General features: G+C 66.5%; 16 protein-coding genes. 6 read left to right on the top strand and 10 right to left on the bottom strand.

The features are described from left to right. Nucleotides 1-15 precede the first annotated feature (15 nt). The 4 genes from pheT to rpmI form a co-directional block, all read right to left on the bottom strand. Entirely contained in the window at nucleotides 16-2,382 is a 2,367-nt protein-coding gene (gene pheT, locus HZY97_RS16445) for a phenylalanine--tRNA ligase subunit beta (protein WP_180146227.1), read from the bottom strand. After that, nucleotides 2,379-3,479 carry a phenylalanine--tRNA ligase subunit alpha gene (pheS, locus tag HZY97_RS16440; RefSeq protein WP_180146224.1) on the bottom strand — a complete coding sequence of 367 codons (1,101 nt, stop codon included), beginning with the start codon at nucleotides 3,477-3,479 and terminating at the stop codon, nucleotides 2,379-2,381. Before pheS ends, pheT begins: the two co-directional genes overlap by 4 nt. Nucleotides 3,480-3,585: 106 nt before the next feature. After that, complete coding sequence (rplT, locus tag HZY97_RS16435; protein WP_180146221.1) at nucleotides 3,586-3,951, bottom strand: 50S ribosomal protein L20; 366 nt, start codon at nucleotides 3,949-3,951, stop codon at nucleotides 3,586-3,588. 15 nt (nucleotides 3,952-3,966) lie between these two features. After that, complete coding sequence (gene rpmI / locus HZY97_RS16430; protein ID WP_056616276.1) at nucleotides 3,967-4,170, bottom strand: 50S ribosomal protein L35; 204 nt, start codon at nucleotides 4,168-4,170, stop codon at nucleotides 3,967-3,969. A gap of 165 nt (nucleotides 4,171-4,335) precedes the next feature. On the opposite strand from rpmI, the gene HZY97_RS16425 reads away from it, so the two are divergent. Beyond that, the gene (locus HZY97_RS16425; protein ID WP_180146219.1) at nucleotides 4,336-6,483 is read left to right on the top strand and encodes an AsmA family protein; all 2,148 of its coding nucleotides are present in this window, start codon (nucleotides 4,336-4,338) and stop codon (nucleotides 6,481-6,483) included. A gap of 3 nt (nucleotides 6,484-6,486) precedes the next feature. Then, complete coding sequence (locus HZY97_RS16420) at nucleotides 6,487-7,641, top strand: VWA domain-containing protein (RefSeq protein WP_180146216.1); 1,155 nt, start codon at nucleotides 6,487-6,489, stop codon at nucleotides 7,639-7,641. Between the two features lie 220 nt (nucleotides 7,642-7,861). Here the strand turns inward: HZY97_RS16420 and hisN are convergent, their stop codons facing one another. Further along, on the bottom strand, nucleotides 7,862-8,659 hold the full coding sequence (gene hisN / locus HZY97_RS16415) for a histidinol-phosphatase (RefSeq protein ID WP_180146213.1): 798 nt from the start codon (nucleotides 8,657-8,659) through the stop codon (nucleotides 7,862-7,864). A gap of 65 nt (nucleotides 8,660-8,724) precedes the next feature. Here hisN and HZY97_RS16410 point away from each other — a divergent pair, with 65 nt between their 5' ends. The 4 genes from HZY97_RS16410 to HZY97_RS16395 all read left to right on the top strand — a co-directional run bounded on the left by HZY97_RS16410 (nucleotide 8,725) and on the right by HZY97_RS16395 (nucleotide 12,891). Continuing rightward, nucleotides 8,725-9,792 (top strand): phospholipase A, encoded by a 1,068-nt coding sequence (locus HZY97_RS16410; RefSeq protein ID WP_257215135.1) that lies wholly within the window; start codon nucleotides 8,725-8,727, stop codon nucleotides 9,790-9,792. A gap of 30 nt (nucleotides 9,793-9,822) precedes the next feature. Further along, on the top strand, nucleotides 9,823-10,371 hold the full coding sequence (locus HZY97_RS16405; RefSeq protein ID WP_180146210.1) for a peroxiredoxin: 549 nt from the start codon (nucleotides 9,823-9,825) through the stop codon (nucleotides 10,369-10,371). Nucleotides 10,372-10,504: 133 nt separating this feature from the next. Then, complete coding sequence (locus tag HZY97_RS16400) at nucleotides 10,505-11,521, top strand: GGDEF domain-containing protein (protein WP_180147439.1); 1,017 nt, start codon at nucleotides 10,505-10,507, stop codon at nucleotides 11,519-11,521. Between the two features lie 518 nt (nucleotides 11,522-12,039). Continuing rightward, complete coding sequence (locus HZY97_RS16395) at nucleotides 12,040-12,891, top strand: SDR family oxidoreductase (protein ID WP_180146207.1); 852 nt, start codon at nucleotides 12,040-12,042, stop codon at nucleotides 12,889-12,891. A gap of 179 nt (nucleotides 12,892-13,070) precedes the next feature. On the opposite strand, the gene HZY97_RS16390 is transcribed toward HZY97_RS16395, so the two are convergent. From HZY97_RS16390 to HZY97_RS16370, 5 genes are all read right to left on the bottom strand, one after another. Continuing rightward, on the bottom strand, nucleotides 13,071-13,685 hold the full coding sequence (locus HZY97_RS16390) for a YbhB/YbcL family Raf kinase inhibitor-like protein (protein WP_180146205.1): 615 nt from the start codon (nucleotides 13,683-13,685) through the stop codon (nucleotides 13,071-13,073). Nucleotides 13,686-13,730: 45 nt separating this feature from the next. After that, nucleotides 13,731-14,402 carry a glutathione S-transferase family protein gene (locus HZY97_RS16385; RefSeq protein ID WP_180146202.1) on the bottom strand — a complete coding sequence of 224 codons (672 nt, stop codon included), beginning with the start codon at nucleotides 14,400-14,402 and terminating at the stop codon, nucleotides 13,731-13,733. Nucleotides 14,403-14,470: 68 nt separating this feature from the next. After that, complete coding sequence (locus tag HZY97_RS16380; RefSeq protein WP_180146199.1) at nucleotides 14,471-14,893, bottom strand: hypothetical protein; 423 nt, start codon at nucleotides 14,891-14,893, stop codon at nucleotides 14,471-14,473. Nucleotides 14,894-15,062: 169 nt separating this feature from the next. Beyond that, complete coding sequence (gltB, locus tag HZY97_RS16375) at nucleotides 15,063-19,583, bottom strand: glutamate synthase large subunit (protein ID WP_180146196.1); 4,521 nt, start codon at nucleotides 19,581-19,583, stop codon at nucleotides 15,063-15,065. Continuing rightward, complete coding sequence (locus HZY97_RS16370) at nucleotides 19,580-20,131, bottom strand: hypothetical protein (protein WP_180146193.1); 552 nt, start codon at nucleotides 20,129-20,131, stop codon at nucleotides 19,580-19,582. Before HZY97_RS16370 ends, gltB begins: the two co-directional genes overlap by 4 nt. Between the last annotated feature and the right edge of the window lie 48 nt (nucleotides 20,132-20,179).

Below are 20,179 nucleotides of genomic sequence, written 5' to 3'. Positions count from 1 at the left end.
GGGTGACGAGGGGGCTCAGCCTCGCAGCACCGCGCCCAGCTTCGCCGCCGCCGCGACCACCTTGTCGGCCACTGCCTTCAGCTCCTCGTCGGTGAAGCTCTTCTCGCCCGGCTGGAGCGTGACTTCCACGGCGAGGCTCTTCTGCCCCTCCGGTACGCCGGTGCCGGTGAAGACGTCGAACAGCCGCGCATCGACGATCACCACCTTGTCCGCGCCCTTGACGGTGCGGACGAGATCGCCCGCGGCCAGCTCAGCCGGTACCAGGAAGGCGAAGTCGCGCGTCACGGCCTGCAGCGCCGGCGGCGTATAGGCGGTGCGCATGAAGCCGGTCCCGCCGCGCTTGCCGGGCAGCGCATCGAGATAGAGCTCGACCGCGGCGACATCGCCGTCGAGATCGAACGCCTTGAGCACGCTCGGGTGAAGCATGCCGAAGGCGGCGAGCACCGTTTTGGGCCCGAGCCGCAGCGTCGCCGACTGGCCGGGATGCCAGACCTCGCCCGCCTCACCCATCACCTGCAAATTCGCCACCGGTGCGCCGGCCGCCTCGAGCAACGCCAGCGCCTCGGCCTTGGCATCATAGGCGGTGAAGGCCGAAGCCTTGCCACCCTGCCAGCCGCGCGGCGTCTTCGCACCCGCCAGCAACACGCCGAGCGTCACCCGCTCGCCATCGGCAAGGTAACGCCGGCCCAGCTCGAACAGGCGGACGGAGGCCGCGCCGCGCTTGAGGTTGCGCTCCGCCGCGCCGAGCAGGCCCGGCAGCAGCGACGGACGCATGACCTTCATGTCCTCGCTGATCGGGTTGGCCAGCGTCCAGGCGCCACCGCCAAACGGTGCGGCATCGGACTCGGAGACAAAGCTCCAGGTCACCGCTTCATTGAGCCCGCGCGCCGCAGCATTGCGCCGCAGCTTGCGCTCGATCTTCTGCTCGGCGGTCGCGGTCGGCTTGGCCACGCCCGGCTCGCGCGACAGCGGCGTCGAAGGGACATTGTCGATGCCCTCGATACGGATCACTTCCTCGACCAGGTCAGCCGGGCCATCGACATCGCGGCGCCAGCTCGGCGCAGTGACGTTCCAGCCGGCGCCGACGGTGAAGCCGAGGCTCTCGAGGATCTGTTTCTGCCGCGCCTCGGGCACCGCAAGCCCGCCCAGCGTCTCGGCGAGCTTCGGATCATAGCTGACCGTCGCACCCACCTTGGGCAGCGTGCCGACGCGCGTCACTTCGCTCGCCTTGCCGCCGCACAATTCGAGCACGAGCCGCGTCGCGATCGCGATGCCGGGCTCGAGGAACGCCGGATCGACGCCGCGCTCGAAGCGCGAGCGCGCATCGCTGGTCAGGTTGAGCTTCTGGCCGGCGCGGGCGATTTGGTCCGGCTCGAAATAGGCGCATTCGATCACCACGTCGGTGGTGGTCTCGGACACGCCGGTGTCCTCGCCGCCCATGATGCCGCCGATATCGTGCACGCCATTCGCGTCGGCGATCACGGTGATGCTCTCGTCGAGCGTGTAGGTCTTCTCGTTGAGCGCGAGCACCTGCTCGCCGGCCTTCGCCTTGCGCACGGTCAGCACGCCCGACAGCTTGGCCTTGTCATAGACGTGCAGCGGCCGGCCGAGGTCGATCATCACATAGTTGGTGATGTCGACGAGCGCCGAGATCGGACGCTGGCCGATCGCCTTCAGGCGGCGCTGCATCCAGTCGGGCGAGGCGCCGTTGGTGACCCCCGAGACCGTCTGGCCGAAATAGGCCGGGCACCCCTCGGGCGCCTCGATCTTCACCTCCGGACCGGCGCCCTCGCCCGCCACCGGATCGGCAGCGAGGTCCTTGAGCGTGCCGAGACCCGCCGCTGCGAGGTCGCGCGCAATGCCGCGCACGCCCATGCAGTCCTGGCGGTTCGGCGTGATTGAGACGTCGAACACCGGGTCGTTGAGATCGGCATAGTCGGCGAACGCCGTGCCGACCGGCGCGTCCGCCGGCAGCTCGATGATGCCGTCATGATCCTCGCCAAGCTCAAGCTCGCGCGTCGAACACATCATGCCGTTCGATTCGACCCCGCGCACGGCGGCGACCTTCAGCTGCATGCCGTTGGCCGGCACCACCGCACCCGGCGTACCGAGCACGCCGACCAGCCCGGCGCGCGCATTGGGCGCGCCGCAGACCACGGTCAGCACCTGCTCGCCGGTATCGACGGTCAGCACCTGCAGCTTGTCCGCCTGCGGATGCCGCTCGGCCGTCAGCACCCTGGCGACGCGGAAGCCGTTCAACTTCTCGCCGGGATTCTCCACGCCCTCCACTTCGAGGCCGACGCGGGTCAGCGCCTCCTCGATGTCGGTGACCGAGGCATTGGTGTCGAGGTGCTCCTTGAGCCAGCTCAGGGTGAACTTCATGCGCCCACTCCCCCGCTCAGCGTGGGCACGTCGAGCGCCGAGAAGCCGTAATGCTTGAGCCAGCGCAGATCGCCGTCGAAAAAGGCGCGCAGATCGTCCATCCCATATTTGAGCATCGCCAGCCGGTCGACGCCGGTACCGAAGGCGAAGCCCTGCCATTCGTTCGGATCGAGGCCGCAGCTCTCGATCACCTTGCGGTGGACCATCCCGGAGCCGAGCACTTCCATCCAGCCGCCATTGTCGCTCTTGCGCGGATCGCCGCCGATCACGCGCTTGCCGTTCTGCCAGGTGAAGCCGACATCGACCTCTGCGCCCGGCTCGGTGAACGGGAAATAGGACGGGCGCAGCCGCAGCACGATGTCGTCGCGCTCGAAGAACGCCTTGAGGAAAGTCTCAAGCGTCCATTTCAGGTGACCGAGCGTGATCCCCTTGTCGATCACCAGCCCCTCGATCTGGTGGAACATCGGCGTGTGCGTCGCGTCCGAGTCCGAGCGATAGACGCGGCCCGGCGCGATGATCCGGATCGGCGGCTTGCCCTGCATCATCGTGCGGATCTGCACCGGCGAAGTGTGCGTGCGCAGCAGCATCTTCTGCGTCCCGTCCGCCTCGGGCGGGAAATAGAAAGTGTCGTGCATCGCCCGGGCCGGATGCGTCTCGGGGATGTTGAGCGCAGTGAAATTATGCCAGTCGTCCTCGATCTCGGGACCGGTGGCGACCGCGAAGCCGAGATCGGCGAAGATCTCCGCCAGTTCGTCCATCACCTGGCTCACCGGATGCACCGACCCCGCCGGCACGCCGTCGACCGGCAGCGTCATGTCGAGCGTCTCGCTGGCGAGCCGCGCATCGAGCGCCGCCTTCTCCAGCGCGCTCTTCCGCGCCACCAGCGCCTCGGTCACTGCCTCGCGCAGCCCGTGGATGCGCGGGCCCACGTCCTGGCGCTCCTCAGGGCTCATCCCGCCGAGCGTCTTGAGCAGGCCGGTCACTGCCCCCTGCTTGCCGAGCGCGTGCACGCGGATGGCCTCGACGGCGTCGAGCCCCGCGGCGGCATCGATGGAGCCGAGCAGGTCGGTTCGCAGCTGGTCCAGATCGGTCGTCATCAAATCCTCATTTCGTCGAGGGAGCCTCTAGCGGTGACGCGGCCAAAGAAAAAGGGCGCCGGTGTTGCCACCGACGCCCCATTTTCTCGTGCTCGCGTCAGGTCGCTCAGGCGGCCTGGGGCAGAGCCGCCTTCGCCTGCGCGATGATGGCGGTAAAGGCTTCGCCTTCATGCATGGCGATATCGGCCAGGACCTTGCGGTCCAGCTCGATGCCGGCGAGCTTCAGCCCGTGCATGAACTGCGAATAGGTCAGGCCCTCGGCGCGGACACCGGCGTTGATACGCTGGATCCAGAGGCCACGGAACGTCCGCTTCTTAACCTTGCGGTCGCGATACGCATACTGGCCGGCCTTTTCGACGGCCTGACGGGCGATGCGGATCGTGTTCTTGCGGCGGCCGCGATAGCCCTTTGCCTGCTCAAGAATATTCTTGTGCTTGGCCTTGGTGGTTACACCACGCTTAACTCGTGCCATTTTTCCAGGCCCTCCTTACTTCAGGCCGTACGGCGCCCACGCGATAACGCGGGCGGTATCGGCGTCGGCGAGCACGGAGGTGCCGCGGTTCTGGCGGATATACTTCGCGTTATGCGAAATCAGGCGGTGGCGCTTGCCGGCGACTCCGTGCTTCACCTTGCCAGTGGCGGTGAGCTTGAAGCGCTTCTTGACGCCGCTCTTCGTCTTGAGCTTGGGCATTTTCGTCTCCTTATGGTTCGACGATTGCGAATGCGCGCGGCAGCCCTATTAGCCGGCGTATCCCTCGATCGCGGAAAGCGGGGCCCCTAACCCAAAGCTTAGTGCAGCGCAACCGGAGTCTGCGCTTCGGCGGAACTCATTCCGTCTGCGAGGCTTTTTCATCCGATGGCCGATCGCGACGTTCCCATATCCGCCGCCGACACGGCACCCCCGCCGAGTGACGCCCCGGCGCGGCCGTTGCGCGCGCTCGGCACCCCACTTGCCAGCGTCATCGCCGTGGCCGCCACGTTCCTTGGCGTCCTGGTGCTCGCCTGGACGGTGTTGTTCGTTACCAAGGGACGCTTCCTGAAGCACACCTTCGAGCGCATCGTCGCCGGCCAGACGCACCGCGACGTGAAGGTCGAGGGCGACTTCCAGCTTTATTTCAACCCGATCAACGTCAAGTTCGTCGCCGAGCGGATCCACATCGCCAACCCCGATTGGGCCGGCAAGGGCAATTTCTTCGAGGCCAAGCGCATCGATTCGCGCATCTCCACCTGGTCGCTGATCACCGGCAAGCGCCGGGTGAACTGGCTCAACCTCGAAAATGGCGAGGTCGATCTCCAATGGGACAAGGCGGGCAAGCGCAACACCTGGACCTTCAGCGAGGAAAAGGGCGAACCGCTCGACCTGCCGATCATCCGCCGCGCGCTCGTCCAGGGCACGATGATCCGCTATGTCGATCCGCGGATGCAGATCGAGGCCGGCATCCGCGTCCATACCGTCGAGGCGAAGGACACGCAGTTCGCCTCGACGATCCGCTTCGACGGCAGCGGCACCGCGCGCGGCACCCGCTTCGTGCTGAACGGTGCGCTGCTCACTCCCAATGCCACCGTCTCGGGCGGCAAGAACCAGCTCCAGCTACACGCCGAGGGCGTGCGCACCCAAGTCGATGTGAGCGGCACGCTGCCCGGCGCCACCGAGATCGAAGGCGCCGACCTCCATATGAACATCCGCGGCCAGAACCTGGCCGACATCTTCATGCTCGCCGGCATCGCCGTGCCCGATACGCGCAGCTACCGGCTCACTTCGGCGCTCACCAAGCTTGGCGACGAATGGCGCTTCACCGGGCTCAAGGGCCGGTTCGGCGACTCCGATCTCGCCGGCAAGATGGTGGTGAAGATGACGCGCCCGCGCCTGCTGCTTACCGCGGAGCTTGCCACCGACACGCTCGACATCGTCGATGCCGGGCCGTTCATCGGCTATAACCCCAACACGCTGGCGGCCAAAGGCGCGGCCGGCGCGGTCACCCAGGTCGCCGGCACGCCGCGCCTCCTGCCCGACGCGAAACTCCGCGTAGACGCCCTTCGCAACTTTGACGCCAAGGTCCACTGGACCGTTCGCGACGTGCGCGCGCCGAGTTTCCCGGTCTCGCATATCGAGCTGGGCCTCGACCTCGACAACATGCTGCTCAAGCTGAGCCCGCTCAACTTCAGCATGTCGCGCGGCACGGTGACTTCGGACATCATAATCAACGCGCGCAAACAGCCGGTTTTCACCGATTATGACATCCGCCTCTCGCCCACCCCGATGGGCACGCTGCTCGCCGGCTGGGGCGTCGAGCAGAGCGGCACCAGCGGCACGGTCAAGGCACGCGTGAAGATGACCGGCACGGGCGACAGCGTGCGCGAATCGCTGGCCAATTCGAATGGCCGTATCGCGATCATCATTCCGCGCGGCACACTGTGGACGCGCAACGTCCAGCTTTCCGAGATCGATATCGGCACCTTCGTCCAGAAGATGTTCGAGAAAAAATTGAAAGAGCCGGTCCAGATCAATTGCGGCCTGATCGGCTTCACTGTGCGCCGGGGCATCGCCGCGGCGGACCCGATCCTGATCGACACCGAGAAGAACGTGGTCCTTGGCCGCGGCGGATTCAGCTTCCGCAACGAAAGCATCGACCTGGCAGTGCGCGCCGACAGCAAGAAGTTCAGCCTGTTCTCCGGCCAGTCGCCCGTCGGCCTCAACGGCTATTTCGCCCGGCCCGGCCTCAACGTGATCTCGCCCGAGCTGGTCGCGCGCGCCGGTGTTGGTTTGGGTCTCGGTATCTTCGCCAGCCCGTTCGCGGCGATCCTCGCTTTCGTCGATGTCGGCGATGCCAAGGCCGCGGCGTGCGGCCCGGTCCTCGAAGGCGCACGCGCCGCCGCCCAGCGGACGACCAAGGGCAAGCCGCGCGACGATGTCGGCAAGGGCACGACCGCAAAGTCCGAAAGCGGCAAGCGTTCGAAGGATGAGCGCAAGGATCAGCGCAAGGTGTTCAAGAAGAAGGATTGAGCCGTGGAAAAGTGCCGGAATATCGCCCACAGCTGCGTTTCCGGTCTCCTGGCACTGGCCGTCTGCGGATGCGGTGGTTCCAAAAACAGCACCAGCGACAACGCCTCGGCGGCGCTGAACGGCGCGAGCACGGGCGAGGTCGCGCAGGCCCAGGCTTATGTCGACCAGTTCACCACCAACAATCCGGATCGCTGCTTCCGGGAAGTCGCACTGACCCAGCCGGCACTGCAGGGGCGGACGCCCGATGCAATCGGGCCGAGCGTTCCGCCGGTGCGCGTCGTCGTGGCGATCGACGGCTCCGGATCGATGGCCGGCAAGATCGGCGGACAGACCAAGCTCGATCTTGCCCGCGAGGCTGCCACGCGCTTCATCGACGGGCTGCCGGCATCGGTGCAGGCCTCGCTGCTCGTCTTCGGGCAGCAGGGCGACAACAGCGAGGCGGGCAAGACCAGGTCCTGCGCGGGCGTCGCCCTGCTTGCGCCGATGTCGAACGATCGCGCGGCGCTGGGGGCGGCGGTTTCCCGGGTTCGGGCGGTGGGCTGGACGCCGCTTGCCGCGGGCCTGGCCAGGGCCGAGGCACTGCTCGCCGCCTCGTCCACCCCAGGAGAGCAGGTTATCTATGTGGTGTCCGATGGCGAGGAGACGTGCGGCGGCGATCCGGTCGCGGTCGCCCGGCGGATCAACAGCGGCAAGACCCGGGCGATCGTCAACATCATCGGCTTCGGCCTGCCGTCGAGCGAGGCGGCGGCGCTGAAGTCGGTCTCCGATGCCGGCGGCGGCAGCTTCGTCAACGTCAACACCCGCGCCGACTATGACCGGACGCTCGCGACATTGCGCGAATCCAATCGCCAGTCCGGCAACTCGCTGCGCCAGAGCAACGCCGTCTCGGGCAATGCCTTGCGCACCTCGAACGCGCTTAGCAGCGCCGCGCTGTGCATCAGCAACATCGACAGCAGCGAAAGCCTCAGAATGAGCAACGACCTGTCCGCTCGGGGGCTTCGGGGCGAGTCCCCGCCGTTCGAGCGCACTGCCCTGAAGCTGCTGAAAGCGCGCCACGATGCCATGCAGGCGCGGCTGAAGCGCTACGAGGCGCGCTTGCAGGGCGACGAAACCCATGCGCGCGACACGATTGACGCGGCGGCCAATGCGGTCCGCTAGATCGGCGCGCAAATGCATGCCGGGCTTGCAATGTAGGATTTCGCCTGCTTGGCTTCCGCGGCCGGCTTCACAGCCAGCCGCTCTTTAAAATGTTGGAAATATAGGAAAAGCCTCGCGCAACAAGCTTGCGAGATCGTGCGCGTTACCGGGCAAATGGGGAAATCGAGCGCGCGCGAAACCTGCCATTGGTGCGACCTTTGTGACTTTTCGAGTCGCGAACTCAATGCCCGTGTTGGTGATCGCCCCGACATGCCAGCGCCTCGAGGATCTCCTCGACCCGCGCCGGATCGCCCGCGGCGATCACTTCGCCGTTGCTGCCGGCGTGCAGCGGGTCGCCCTGCCAGTCGCACATCCGCCCGCCCGCGCCCTCGACGATTGGCACCAGGGCCGCGAAGTCGTGGAGCTTGAGCCCGGCCTCGACGACCACGTCCATCCAGCCGCTGGCGACGCAGCCGTAGTTGTAGCAGTCGCCGCCCAGCACGACGCTCATCACTGCCGCGTCGAGATGCTCGAAGGCGTGGAGTTGGTCGTCCTCGAACAGCGCCGGGCTGGTCGTGCCCAGGATCGCATCCTTGAGGTCGCGGCAGCGGCGGGTCTCGGCGGGCTTGCCATTGAACAGCGTCGGGCGGCCCATCACGCCGAGCCAGCGCTCCCTGGTCACCGGCTGGTCGATGATGCCGAGCAGCGGCCAGCCGCCCTCGATCAGCGCGATCAGCGTGCCGAAGATCGGACGGCCGGCGATGAAGGCGCGAGTGCCGTCGATCGGGTCGAGCACCCAGACCCGCCCGCTGGTCCCTTCGCGCACCCCGAACTCCTCGCCCTGGATGCCGTCCATCGGCCGCTCGGCGATGATCAGCTTGCGCATCGCCTCTTCGGCGGCGCGGTCGGCGAGCGTCACCGGGGACTGGTCGTCCTTGGCCTCGACGCCGTGCTCGGCCCGGAAATAGGGAAGGATCGCCGCACCCGCCGCATCGGCAAGGCGTTCGGCAAGGGCGATGTCGGCGGAGGTCACTGGCATGCGCCTGCCCTAGCGATCCGATTTTGACTCGCCAAGGTCACAAACCTTTGTCACTCCACCCGCCCATGCCCATGCGCCGCCTGCTGATCCCCGTCACATTGCTCGCCGCCACGCCCGCCGCGGCGCAGAGCCTGCGCGCCGTGCCCGCCCAGCCCGCCTCCGAGACCGAGGCGCTGCGCGGCGTCGAGGTGTTCCTGATCAACGAAGGCGAAGTGCCGGTCACCGATGCCGGCCCGCGCACGATCGAGATCACCGCGGTTGACGGCACAAGGCTGGTGCTGGAGCGCGCACCGGGCCCGACGGTGACGGTCACCCCGCACGGCTTCGCCAAGGCACGCTATGTGCCGGTCAGCGTCGCCGGCCGCGCGGTACCGCCCACCGAACAGCATGCCGCCGCCGAGATCCCCGAGGGCGAGACCGAAGTTCAGAGCTCGACCGGCAGCTCGGCGGCGTTCGTCGACCGGTTCGAGCCGCATGAGCCGATCTACGGCGCGTTCGGCGTCCAGGATTCGGGTGGCAAGCTGCAGGTCAGCTTCGCCTTCCGCCCCTTCGCCGAGAACGCCCCGCTCAAGCTCGGCAACCTCCGCTTCGCCTACACCCAGACGATGTTCTGGGCATTGAACGAGCCGTCGGGGCCGTTCCGCTCGACCAATTACAGCCCCGAAATCTACGCCGACATCCCGTTCAACGAGACCACCAAGGTCGCGCTTGGCTATCGCCACGATTCGAACGGGCGTGGCGCGCTCGACTCGGTCGATCTCAACCGGGTGCTCCTGCGCGCCGAGAAGCGTTTTGACCTGGGCGGCGACTGGCATCTCGATGTCGCGCCCCAAGCCTGGTTCTATGTCGGCCAGCTCGGCACCGCGCCCGACGTGAAGGACTATTTCGGCTATACCAGCCTCACCGCGGCGATCGGCCAGCAGGACGGGCTGAAGCTCTCACTCACCGGCCGCGGCAATTTCAACACGCGCAAGGGCGCCGCCGAGCTGTTCGTCTCCTATCCCCTGGCGCGGATCGCCAAGGGCGTCGGTTTCTATCTCTTCGGCCAGGCCTTTACCGGCTATGGTGAAGCCCTGGACAACTATCGCAAGAACGACACCCATGCCCGGATCGGCATCGCCCTGACGCGCTGACCGGACGGTATTGAAGGAAAGAGGATCGCCATGCGCAAATTGCTGATCGCCGCCGCCGCTACCCTGGCGTTCGCCCTGCCGGCCACCGCCGCGCTCAACACCGGCGTGCGTGCGCCCGACTTCACCGCGCCCGGCGCGATGGCGGGCAAGCCCTTCTCCGTGAACCTCAAGACCGCGCTCAAGAAGGGTCCGGTGGTCCTCTATTTCTTCCCCGCCGCCTTCACCGATGGCTGCAATGCCGAGGCGCATGCGTTCGCCGAGGCGCTGCCCGATTTCCAGAAGGCCGGCGCCAGCGTGATCGGGATGACCGCGGGCAATATCGACAAGCTCGAGGCCTTTTCGGCCGAAAAGTGCGCCGGCAAGTTCGCCGTCGCCGCGGCGAGCGACCAGATCATCAAGGATTATGACGTGCGCCTGACCAAGGCGGACGGCACCGTCACCAAGATCACCAGCCGCACCAGCTATGTGATCGCGCCGAACGGCAAGGTGATCTTCGCCCATTCGAACATGAGCCCGGCCGATCACATCCGCCTGACCCTCGATGCCGTGCAGAAGTACAAGGCTACGCACAAACACTGAGCCCTGCGCGGCTGGCATTTTCACCGCCAGCCGCGTTTTACTCATCGGATGTTAGCAGTTGGCGCCTAGGGTGCCGGGCAAGACGGTGTTGAGGGCGCCGACTGGACCAACATTCGGTGAGGAATTGAGGCAGATGGTCGCGGCGAAGGCCGTTCGGGTGGCAAGCGGTTCCCAGGCCGCGCGTGGCCTGTACGACCGAATCGGTGAGTTCCTGGTGGATCAGCGGCTTGACCCTGATCCCGCGAACTATGCCTTTGCCTATCAGCTTCTCGCCAATCCCGACGGTCCGCTGGCCCGCGCGGTCCACATGCTCACCGATGGCGGCGTCCGCCTGACCCGGCGCGACATCGAGACGTTGGGCTGCGACGCCCCCGTCGCCGGCACCGCCACCGCGACGATCGAGAAGGCCCAGGGCCTGGTCGCCCAGACCCAGATGCAGGTCGAAGGCTTCCAGGACATCGTCACGGCGATGCGCGCCGATGCCAAGGACTTCGGCCGCGACCTTGAAGCCAGCGCGCAGGCGATGCGCCGCTCGGGCGGCGATGATCTCGAAGTCACCAAGCTCACCGCGACGATGCTCGAGCGCGTCCGCTATGCCGAGGAGCGGCTCGAAACCGCGAACCGCGAAGCGAACGAGCTGCGCACCAAGCTCGAGGAAGCCCGCGACAACGCCCGCAAGGATCCGCTCACCGGCCTCGCCAATCGCCGCGCCTTCGAAGAGGCCTATGCCGCCGAGGCCGCCAAGGGCACGCGGATGAGCATGGCGGTGTGCGACGTCGACTATTTCAAGTCGGTCAACGACCGGTTCGGCCATGTCGTCGGCGACCGGGTGCTCAAGGCGCTTGGCGAAGCGCTGTCGGACACCTGCAAGGGCCATCTCGTCGCGCGCTATGGCGGCGAGGAGTTCGTCGTGCTGTTCACCGGGCTCGACATCAAGGCCGCGCGCGATGTGCTCGAGCGCGCGCGCATCGCCGTCTCCGCCAAGCGCTACCGCCTGCGCGAGACCGACGCGCCGCTCGGCGAGATCACCTTCTCCGCCGGGCTCAGCCCCGCGGTGCAGGGCGAAGTGTTCGGCACCGTGTTCCACCGTGCCGACCAGCTCTGCTACGCCGCCAAGAATGGCGGCCGGAACTGCATCCGCATCGACTGACCGGAATCGGACAGTCACTGTCCGCTTATGATTGGTGAAATACGCCATTGCTTGGCGTGAAATTTCCCAACCCCGCGTAACTTTCTAACGCGCCTCTAGCAAAATCAATCACTTAGAAAACTGGCACGCTCCCTGCAAAGTATCTGGCATCGGCAGCCGGATGGTCCGGCAAGTCCGACACAGGGAGTAAATCAAATGGCCGTCCGTATCAGCTCGCTTCAGCACAGTGTCGCCGTCGTCGGCGCCGTCCTCTTCACCTATGCCATCGTCCTCTTCTCGGCCCCCTCGGTTCCGTTCGCGTGATCCGGGGCGGACCTGACGGAAGGGAGAGAATAGACATGGTACGCAGCCTGATGGTCGGTGTGATGTCCTTCGCACTCACCGCAACGATGATCGCCGCGAGCGGCATGCAGGGTTCCGGCCTCCTCGGCTGACCCTGCAGGCCGCCCCGGCGGCACCGGCAAGGCGGAACCCCCGCCGGCCCTACCGGTTTCCCCAGGCATTCCAGGAGGATGCCCGTGAGCGAAACCGAAGACATGATCCACGAAGACGCGCTGCCTGGTCATGAGGCAGTGCTGGAACCCAAGCCCGACTGGGAGCCGCGCTACCGCGGCTCCGGCCGGCTCGAGGGCAAGGTCGCGCTGATCACCGGCGCCGACAGCGGCATCGGCCGCGCCGTCGCCGCGCTCTATGCGCGCGAGGGCGCCGATGTGGCGATCCTCTATCTCTGCGAGCATGACGATGCCGCCAAGACCGCGGAAATCGTCCGCGGCGAGGGCCGCGAAGCGCTGACCATCGCCGGCGATGTCGGCGACAAGGCGTTTTGCGACCAGGCCGTCGCCCAGGTGATCGGCAAGTTCGGCCGGATCGACGTGCTGGTGAACAATGCCGGTGAGCAGCATCCCGACAAGGACATCACCGACATCACCGAAGAACAGCTTCGCCGCACCTTCCAGACCAACATCTTCGGGATGTTCTTCCTGACCCAGGCCGCGCGCCCGCATCTCAAAAAGGGCGCCGCGATCGTCAACTGCACCTCGGTGACGATGTACCAGGGCTCGAAGGAGCTGCTCGACTATTCGAGCACCAAGGGCGCGATCACGGCCTTCACGCGCAGCCTGTCGGAGAATCTGGTCGGCGAGGGCATCCGTGTGAATGCCGTCGCGCCGGGGCCGATCTGGACGCCGCTCAATCCGTCGGGCGGCGCTTCCCCCGAGAAGCTCGCGCATTTCGGTGAGGCGACGCCGATGGGCCGGCCTGGCCAGCCCAATGAAGTGGCGCCGGCGTTCCTGTTCCTCGCCTGCGACGACGCCAGCTACATGTCCGGGCAGGTCCTCCACCCCAATGGCGGGACGATCGTCAACGGCTGAGCGAAGGCCCGAAAGTCACGAAAGTCACGACACTCACGCGCGCGCGGGGCGACACCAGGCCGGTATCGGACGCGCGCGAAGTGCCGCATTACCCACTGCCGGACTATCAACGGTGCAAAGAGCGGCCGGGCGCTGACCCGACCGCCGTACAGCAACATGCGAAATCCTACATTGCAAGCTCAGGCGACCGCGCCCGCCCCCACCGGGCCGACCGGCGCTTCCTCACCACGCGAATAGGTGCCGGTGAGCAGCCCGGCGGCGAGCACCCGGCCTTCCATCACCCGCAGCAGCTCGCCGCGGCCGGGATTGTCGCCCGGCTCAGGGCCTTCGCTCAGCGCGAAGATCTGGAAGGCGTAATTATGCTCGCCATGCCCATTGGGCGGATCGGGCGGCAGCCAGCCCTCGGCAAAGCCGCTGTTGCGGCCGACATCCTCGCCATCCGCGCTTCCCTCGCCATCCGGCTGGATCTCGCCTTCCTTGAGGTCGCCGGCCAGCGGCAGCCCCCAGATGATCGCGTGGACCATCGGCTGCGGCGTTGGCGCGTCGGGATCCTCGACGAGCAGGACCAGCCGCACGGTCTCTTCGGGCACGCCGGTCCAGAACAAAGGCGGCGAGACGCCATCGCCGTCCGCAGTGAAGCGGTCGGGCAGGCGGCCGCCATTGGTGAAGGCCGGGCTGGCGAGATGGATCACGCCTTCGCCGGCCAACTCGAGGCGGACGATCGCCAGCTTGTCCGCGCCGGCACGCAGCGAACTCAGCGCCTTGCCGAGCCAATGGGGTAGATGTTCGAGCATGTGCGCCTCCTGCTCCCATGAACCGATGAAGGCGCGCGAAGCTCCCTACAGGTCGAGCTTCTCGTAATCGGCGGGCGGCGGGATGCCTTCCATCCGCTCGCTGAGCAGCGGGCGGAAGCTCGGGCGGCTCTTCATGCGGATATACCAGCCTTTGGCCTGCTCATGGCTCTTCCAGTCGATGCCGCCCAGATAGTCGGCGATCGAGATCTGCGCCGCGGCGGCGAGATCGGCCAGGCTCATCGTCGGGCCGGCGAGCCAGGTGCGGTGATCGAGCAGATAATCGATATAATCGAGATGGTTGACCGCGGCCTTCATCGCCGTGCGAAGCGCCTGGCCATCGGGCGACTGCTTGTAGACGATGCGCTTGAGCATCCGCTCATGGAGCAAGGGCGCAGTGATCTCGGCATAGAAATTGGTGTCGAACCAGATCGCCAGCCGGCGGATCTCGGCGCGATCGGTGGCGGTGCCGTTGAGCATCGGCGCCTTGTTCACCGTCTCCTCGAAGAACTCGCAGATCACCTGCGAATCGATCAGCGTAACCCCGCGCTCGGTATCGGCCATCACCGGCACTTGGCCGGTAGGGTTCAGATCGAGGAACTCGTCGCGCCGCAGCCAGGGGGATTCGCGCACCGGCTCATAGCCCACGCCTTTCTCGCCCAGCAGCAGCCGGACCTTGCGCGAGAAGGGACATAGGGGGAATTGATAGAGCTGCCACATGGGGCCGCTTTAGGACTCGCCCAGCGCCCACGTAAAGCGCTTGCCGACGGGCAGCGGATAAAAGGCGACTATTTGGTCGCCAAGGCCGCGCGCAGCGGCTGAAGCGCGGCGCGAAGACGCGCGGCGGTATCGTCGAGCGAGGCGCGCATCTCGAGCGCGTTCTTGCCCAGTACCGCGGCGGCGGCGACTGCGGTGCGGGTATCGCGCTGAAGATTCCTGTCGAAGTTCGGATCGCGGCGGCGCTGGATGTCGCCCAGCGTATCCTGCGCGCCGATCGTCGGATCGAGATACTGTGCCGCCGGGCCGACGCGGGTATCGAGCAGCGCGCCGGCGAGATTGTCGAGCATGGCCGCGGCACCTGCCTGAACCAATGGGTTCTGCAGCGCCTGAACGACCGCCTCGGCCTTGTCCGGCTGGCGCTGGGGTTCCGACTGGGCGAGCGCCGGCGTGGCGGCGGCACAGAGCAGGGCGGCGGTGAGGATCAGACGCATGGCAGACTCCGGAGTCGGCAATTCCGGAAAGCCTTATAGCACAGATGGTTGAGAGATATGCAGCGGTTGCGACGAGCCGTGCTTAAGCTTCTCCCCGGCGAAGGCCGGGGCCCAGACTAAGCGTTGTCACGTTCAAGTCTGGGCCCCGGCCTTCGCCGGGGTAAGAAATTTACTCCGCCGCCACCGCCTCCACGTCGTCGTCATTGAGCGGCATCGGTAGGCGCGTCAGCATTTCCTTCGGCACGACCTGCCAGAAATGCCCCAACGCACGATCCCAGTCATCGAGCAGGCCGGCGGCCCATTTGCTGTCCGTCGCGGCGACATGCGCCTCGACCAGGCCGCGCAGCCTGGCTTCCCAATGCGCCGACGAAAGCCGCTGCCAGATGATGCTTTCGGGATTGGCCTGGGCGGTGAAGCTGCCGTCCTCGTCATAGACAAAGGCCATACCGCCGGTCATGCCGGCGCCGAAGTTCGCGCCGACGCCGCCGAGCACTACGGCGGTGCCGTTGGTCATATATTCGCACCCATTGGCGCCGCAGCCCTCGACCACCACTTCGGCGCCCGAATTGCGCACCGCGAAGCGCTCACCCGCCTGGCCGGCGGCGAACAGCCGGCCCGAGGTCGCGCCGTAGAGCACGGTGTTGCCGATGATCGTGTTCTTCCAGCTTTCGACCGGCGAACTGACCAGCGGGCGCACGACGATGGTGCCGCCCGACAGGCCCTTGCCGACATAGTCGTTGCTGTCGCCGAACACTTCGAGCGTCACGCCCTTGCACAGGAAGGCGCCGAGCGACTGGCCGGCTGAGCCGCGCAGGCGGACATGGACATGCCCGTCGGCGAGCGTCGACATGCCGTAGAGCCGCGTGATCTCCGAGGAGAGCCGGGTGCCGACCGCGCGGTGGGTGTTGCGGACGTTGTAGGTCAGCTGCATCTTCTCGCGGCGCGCGAAGACCGGGGCGGCATCCTTGATCATCTGCGCATCGAGGCTGTCGGGCACTTCGTTGCGGAAGGTCGACAGGCTGAAGCGGCGCTCGGCGTCGTCGGCATCGACCTTGGCAAGGATCGGGTTGAGATCGAGATCGTCGAGATGCTCGGCGCCGCGGCTGACCTGGCGGAGCAGCTCGGTGCGGCCGATGACTTCGTCGAGATTCTTGAAGCCGAGGCGCGCGAGAATCTCACGCACTTCCTCGGCGATGAAGGTCATCAAGTTGATCACCTTTTCGGGCGTGCCGACGAACTTCTGGCGCAGCTTCTCGTCCTGGGTGCAGACGCCGACCGGGCAGGTGTTCGAATGGCACTGGCGGACCATGATGCAGCCCATCGCGACCAGCGAAAGCGTGCCGATGCCGAACTCCTCGGCACCGAGAATCGCGGCGATGACAATGTCACGACCGGTCTTGAGGCCGCCATCGGTGCGCAGCCGCACCCGGCCGCGCAGGCCGTTGAGCGTGAGCGTCTGGTTGACTTCGGTCAGGCCCATTTCCCAAGGCGTGCCGGCGTACTTCACGCTGGTCTGCGGCGAAGCGCCGGTGCCGCCGACATGGCCGGCGATCAGGATGACGTCGGCATGCGCCTTGGCGACGCCCGCCGCGACGGTGCCAATGCCGGCCGAGCTGACCAGCTTCACGCAGACGCGGGCGCGCGGGTTGATCATCTTGAGGTCGTAGATGAGCTGCGCCAGGTCCTCGATCGAATAGATGTCGTGGTGCGGCGGCGGCGAGATCAAAGTCACGCCGGGCGTCGCATGGCGCAGCTTGGCGATGAACTCGGTGACCTTGAAGCCGGGCAGCTGGCCGCCTTCGCCGGGCTTGGCACCCTGGGCGACCTTGATCTCGATCTCGTCGCAGGCGTTGAGATATTCGGCAGTGACGCCGAAACGGCCCGAGGCGATCTGCTTGATCGTCGAGTTGGCATTGTCGCCATTCTCATAGGGCGTGTAGCGCAGCTTGTCTTCGCCGCCCTCGCCCGACACGGCCTTGGCGCCGATGCGGTTCATCGCGATCGCCAGCGTCTCATGCGCCTCGGGCGACAGCGCGCCGAGCGACATGCCGGGGGTGACGAAGCGCTTGCGGATCTCGGTGATCGCCTCGACCTGGTCGATCTGGATTCCCTGGTCGGGGAAATTGAACTCGAGCAGGTCGCGCAGATAGACCGGCGGCATGTCGCGCACGCCGCGCGAAAAGGCCATGTAGGACGAGTAGCTGTCGGTCGACACCGCGGTCTGCAGCAAGTGCATCAGCTGCGCCGAATAGGCATGCGTCTCGCCGCCGTGGCGCTGGCGATAAAAGCCGCCGATCGGCAGCGTCGCGACGCCGCGATCGAACGCCGCCTGGTGGCGGATCATCGCCGAGAGGTGGAGCGAGGCATAGCCTTCGCCCGAGATCTTGGCGGGCATCCCGGGGAACAGGTCGTTGACCAGCGCGCGGCTGAGGCCGACCGCCTCGAAATTATAGCCGCCGCGATAGGAGGAGATCACTGCGATCCCCATCTTCGACATGATCTTGAGCAGGCCCTCGTCGATCGCCTTGCGGTGACGCTTGAGGCATTCGTCGAGCGCGACGTCGCCGAACAGGCCGCGCGCGTGGCGATCGGCGATCGAGGCTTCGGTGAGATAGGCGTTCACCGTGGTCGCGCCGACGCCGATCAGCACCGCATAATAATGCGTGTCGAGGCACTCGGCGCTGCGGACATTGACCGAGGCGTAGCTGCGCAGGCCGCGGCGGACGAGATGCGTGTGCACCGCCGCGGCAGCGAGCACGCCGGCGATCGCTGCGCGCTCGGCCGAGACATGCTCGTCGGTGAGGAACAGCTCGGTGCAGCCGGCGCGAACCGCCTGCTCAGCCTCATAACGGATGCGCTTGATCGCTTCGCGCAGGTCCTCGGGATTGTCGCTGACCGGGAAGGTGCAGTCGATCTCGGCGCACTGGCCGCCGAAATAGGCGCGCAGCCGCTCCCAGTCGCCATTGGTCAGCACCGGGCTGTCGAGCACGAGCACCTTCGAGCCGCCGCCATCCGCATCGAGGATGTTGGCGAGGTTTCCGAAGCGCGTCTTGAGCGTCATCACCTGGCGCTCACGCAGCGAATCGATCGGCGGGTTGGTGACCTGGCTGAAATTCTGGCGGAAGAACTGGCTGATCAGCCGCGGCTTGTCCGAGATGACGGCAAGCGGCGTGTCGTCGCCCATCGAGCCGATCGCTTCCTTCGCGGTCTCGACCATCGGGGCGAGGATCAGCTCCATGTCTTCGAGCGTCTGGCCGGCAGCGACCTGGCGGCGCGTGAGTTCGGCGCGCTCGAAGCGCAGCGGCGCGAGATCGGGCTCGGGCAGGTCCTGCACCGTGATGAACTCGCCGATCATGCCAGCATAGTCATGCTCGCCGGCGATCTGGTCCTTGATCTCGCGGTCGCACAGCAGCACGCCCTGGTCGAGATCGACGGCGATCATCTGGCCCGGGCCCATCCGGCCCTTGGCGACCACGGTCGATTCGGGGATCTGGACCATGCCGGTCTCGGAGCCGACGATGAGCAGGCCGTCCGAAGTCTGGGTGTAACGCAGCGGGCGCAGCGCATTGCGGTCGACGCCGGCAACCGCCCAGCGGCCATCGGTCATCGCCAGCGCGGCAGGGCCGTCCCACGGCTCCATCACCGAGGCGAGATACTTGTACATCGACAGATGGTTGGCCGGCGTCGCCTCGTCCCACGCCTCGGGCACGAGCATCAGCTTGGCGGTCGGCGCATCGCGGCCCGAACGGCAGATCGCCTCGAACACCGCGTCGAGCGCGGCGGTGTCCGACGCGCCGGCCGGGATAACGGGCTTGATGTCCTCCGAGCGCTCGCCGAACGCGATGCTCGCCATCTTGATCTCGTGGCTGCGCATCCAGTTCTTGTTGCCGCGGATCGTATTGATCTCGCCATTGTGCGCCAGGCAGCGGAAGGGCTGCGCCAGCCACCATTGCGGGAAGGTGTTGGTCGAATAGCGCTGGTGGAAGATCGCGACGCGGCTGGTGAAGCGCTCGTCCTTGAGGTCGGGATAGAAGTCCGACAGGCTCTCGGCGAGGAACAGGCCCTTGTAGATGATCGAGCGGGTCGACAGCGAGCAGATGTAGAAGCCGTTGATCTGTGCGGCGATCACGGCCTTCTCGATACGCCTGCGGACGAGATAGAGCTCCTTCTCGAACTCGGCGGCATCCATCGCGTCCGGCTGCGGGCCGGCGATCATGATCTGCTCGATCTCGGGGCGCGTCGCCTGCGCCTTCATGCCGATGACCGAGACGTCGACCGGCACCTGGCGCCAGCCATAGATGGTGTAGCCGGCCTCGATGATCTCGGACTCGACGATCGTGCGGCAGGCTTCCTGCGCGCCCAGATCGGTGCGCGGCAGGAAGATCATGCCGACCGCCAGCCGGTTCGGCATGACGCGGTGGCCGCCGGCGGCGATCGCATCGTCGAAGAAGCGCACCGGCAGGTCGACATGCAGCCCGGCGCCGTCGCCGGTCTTGCCATCGGCATCGACCGCGCCGCGGTGCCACACCGCCTTCAGCGCGTCGATCGCCGACTGGACGACGCGGCGCGAGGGCTGGCCGTCGGTGGCGGCAACCATGCCGACACCGCAGGCATCTCCCTCGAACTCGGGACGGTACATGCCCTCACGGGCCAGACGGATACGCTCGTTCAGCGCGCGATCATTGCTCATTGGTCACCTTTGAAATTCACCAGCACGTCGCGGACCCGTGGCCCGATACGCGCCTTCTTCTCGGCCCGAAGCCGCTCTGCATATTTGTTTGCCAGATCGATCATCGGACCTTGCAAGGAGAGGCGCTTGGCACGAAGCGCTCTGCTTTCCATCCGATCGAGATTCGCTTTGTCCTGTGCGGTGAGGCTGTCTTCGGCGCCCTTCCCGGCTGCTGCGCTCACGGTGGCGGCATTCTCTGAACGCGTAACCGCTGCCGTTCGCACGAAGGCGCCGGTCATCTTCCGCCCGGCGGGTGATGTGAGCAGTGCGATCATCTGCTGCCCATCCGCCTCGCTGTAAACGTTCGCAAACAGAAGCGCCGCGTCAGCACGCATCGGCGCCAGGGCCTCACGATAGATGGCGCCCGATTCCTCTAGCGAAACCGTGTTTATCGCCTTGCAGATACCGGGGCGCTGCTGCTCCAGCGCGACCATGCGCGGGTCGGCGCAGCCCTGCTCGAAAAAGGCGCGATCAGCCGCGAGCCTGGCATCGACCGTTTCGTCCGGCACCGCCAAGCGCGCAAGTGCGTCCGCCGTGGCCGAAGTGAGCGGCGCGGC

Source organism: Sphingomonas sp. R-74633 (assembly GCF_013416555.1).
Lineage (GTDB): Bacteria > Pseudomonadota > Alphaproteobacteria > Sphingomonadales > Sphingomonadaceae > Sphingomonas.
Note: the sequence above shows the minus strand (reverse complement) of the source record. Positions and strands in the feature narration are given on the sequence as shown.

Excerpts from the sequence above, each read along its gene's own strand:
- pheT (WP_180146227.1), bottom strand. The coding sequence starts at position 2,382 with ATGAAGTTCACCCTGAGCTGGCTCAAGGAGCACCTCGACACCAATGCC.
- pheS (WP_180146224.1), bottom strand. The coding sequence starts at position 3,479 with ATGACGACCGATCTGGACCAGCTGCGAACCGACCTGCTCGGCTCCATC.
- rplT (WP_180146221.1), bottom strand. The coding sequence starts at position 3,951 with ATGGCACGAGTTAAGCGTGGTGTAACCACCAAGGCCAAGCACAAGAAT.
- rpmI (WP_056616276.1), bottom strand. The coding sequence starts at position 4,170 with ATGCCCAAGCTCAAGACGAAGAGCGGCGTCAAGAAGCGCTTCAAGCTC.
- HZY97_RS16425 (WP_180146219.1), top strand. The coding sequence starts at position 4,336 with ATGGCCGATCGCGACGTTCCCATATCCGCCGCCGACACGGCACCCCCG.
- hisN (WP_180146213.1), bottom strand. The coding sequence starts at position 8,659 with ATGCCAGTGACCTCCGCCGACATCGCCCTTGCCGAACGCCTTGCCGAT.
- HZY97_RS16410 (WP_257215135.1), top strand. The coding sequence starts at position 8,725 with ATGCCCATGCGCCGCCTGCTGATCCCCGTCACATTGCTCGCCGCCACG.
- HZY97_RS16405 (WP_180146210.1), top strand. The coding sequence starts at position 9,823 with ATGCGCAAATTGCTGATCGCCGCCGCCGCTACCCTGGCGTTCGCCCTG.
- HZY97_RS16400 (WP_180147439.1), top strand. The coding sequence starts at position 10,505 with ATGGTCGCGGCGAAGGCCGTTCGGGTGGCAAGCGGTTCCCAGGCCGCG.
- HZY97_RS16390 (WP_180146205.1), bottom strand. The coding sequence starts at position 13,685 with ATGCTCGAACATCTACCCCATTGGCTCGGCAAGGCGCTGAGTTCGCTG.
- HZY97_RS16385 (WP_180146202.1), bottom strand. The coding sequence starts at position 14,402 with ATGTGGCAGCTCTATCAATTCCCCCTATGTCCCTTCTCGCGCAAGGTC.
- HZY97_RS16380 (WP_180146199.1), bottom strand. The coding sequence starts at position 14,893 with ATGCGTCTGATCCTCACCGCCGCCCTGCTCTGTGCCGCCGCCACGCCG.
- gltB (WP_180146196.1), bottom strand. The coding sequence starts at position 19,583 with ATGAGCAATGATCGCGCGCTGAACGAGCGTATCCGTCTGGCCCGTGAG.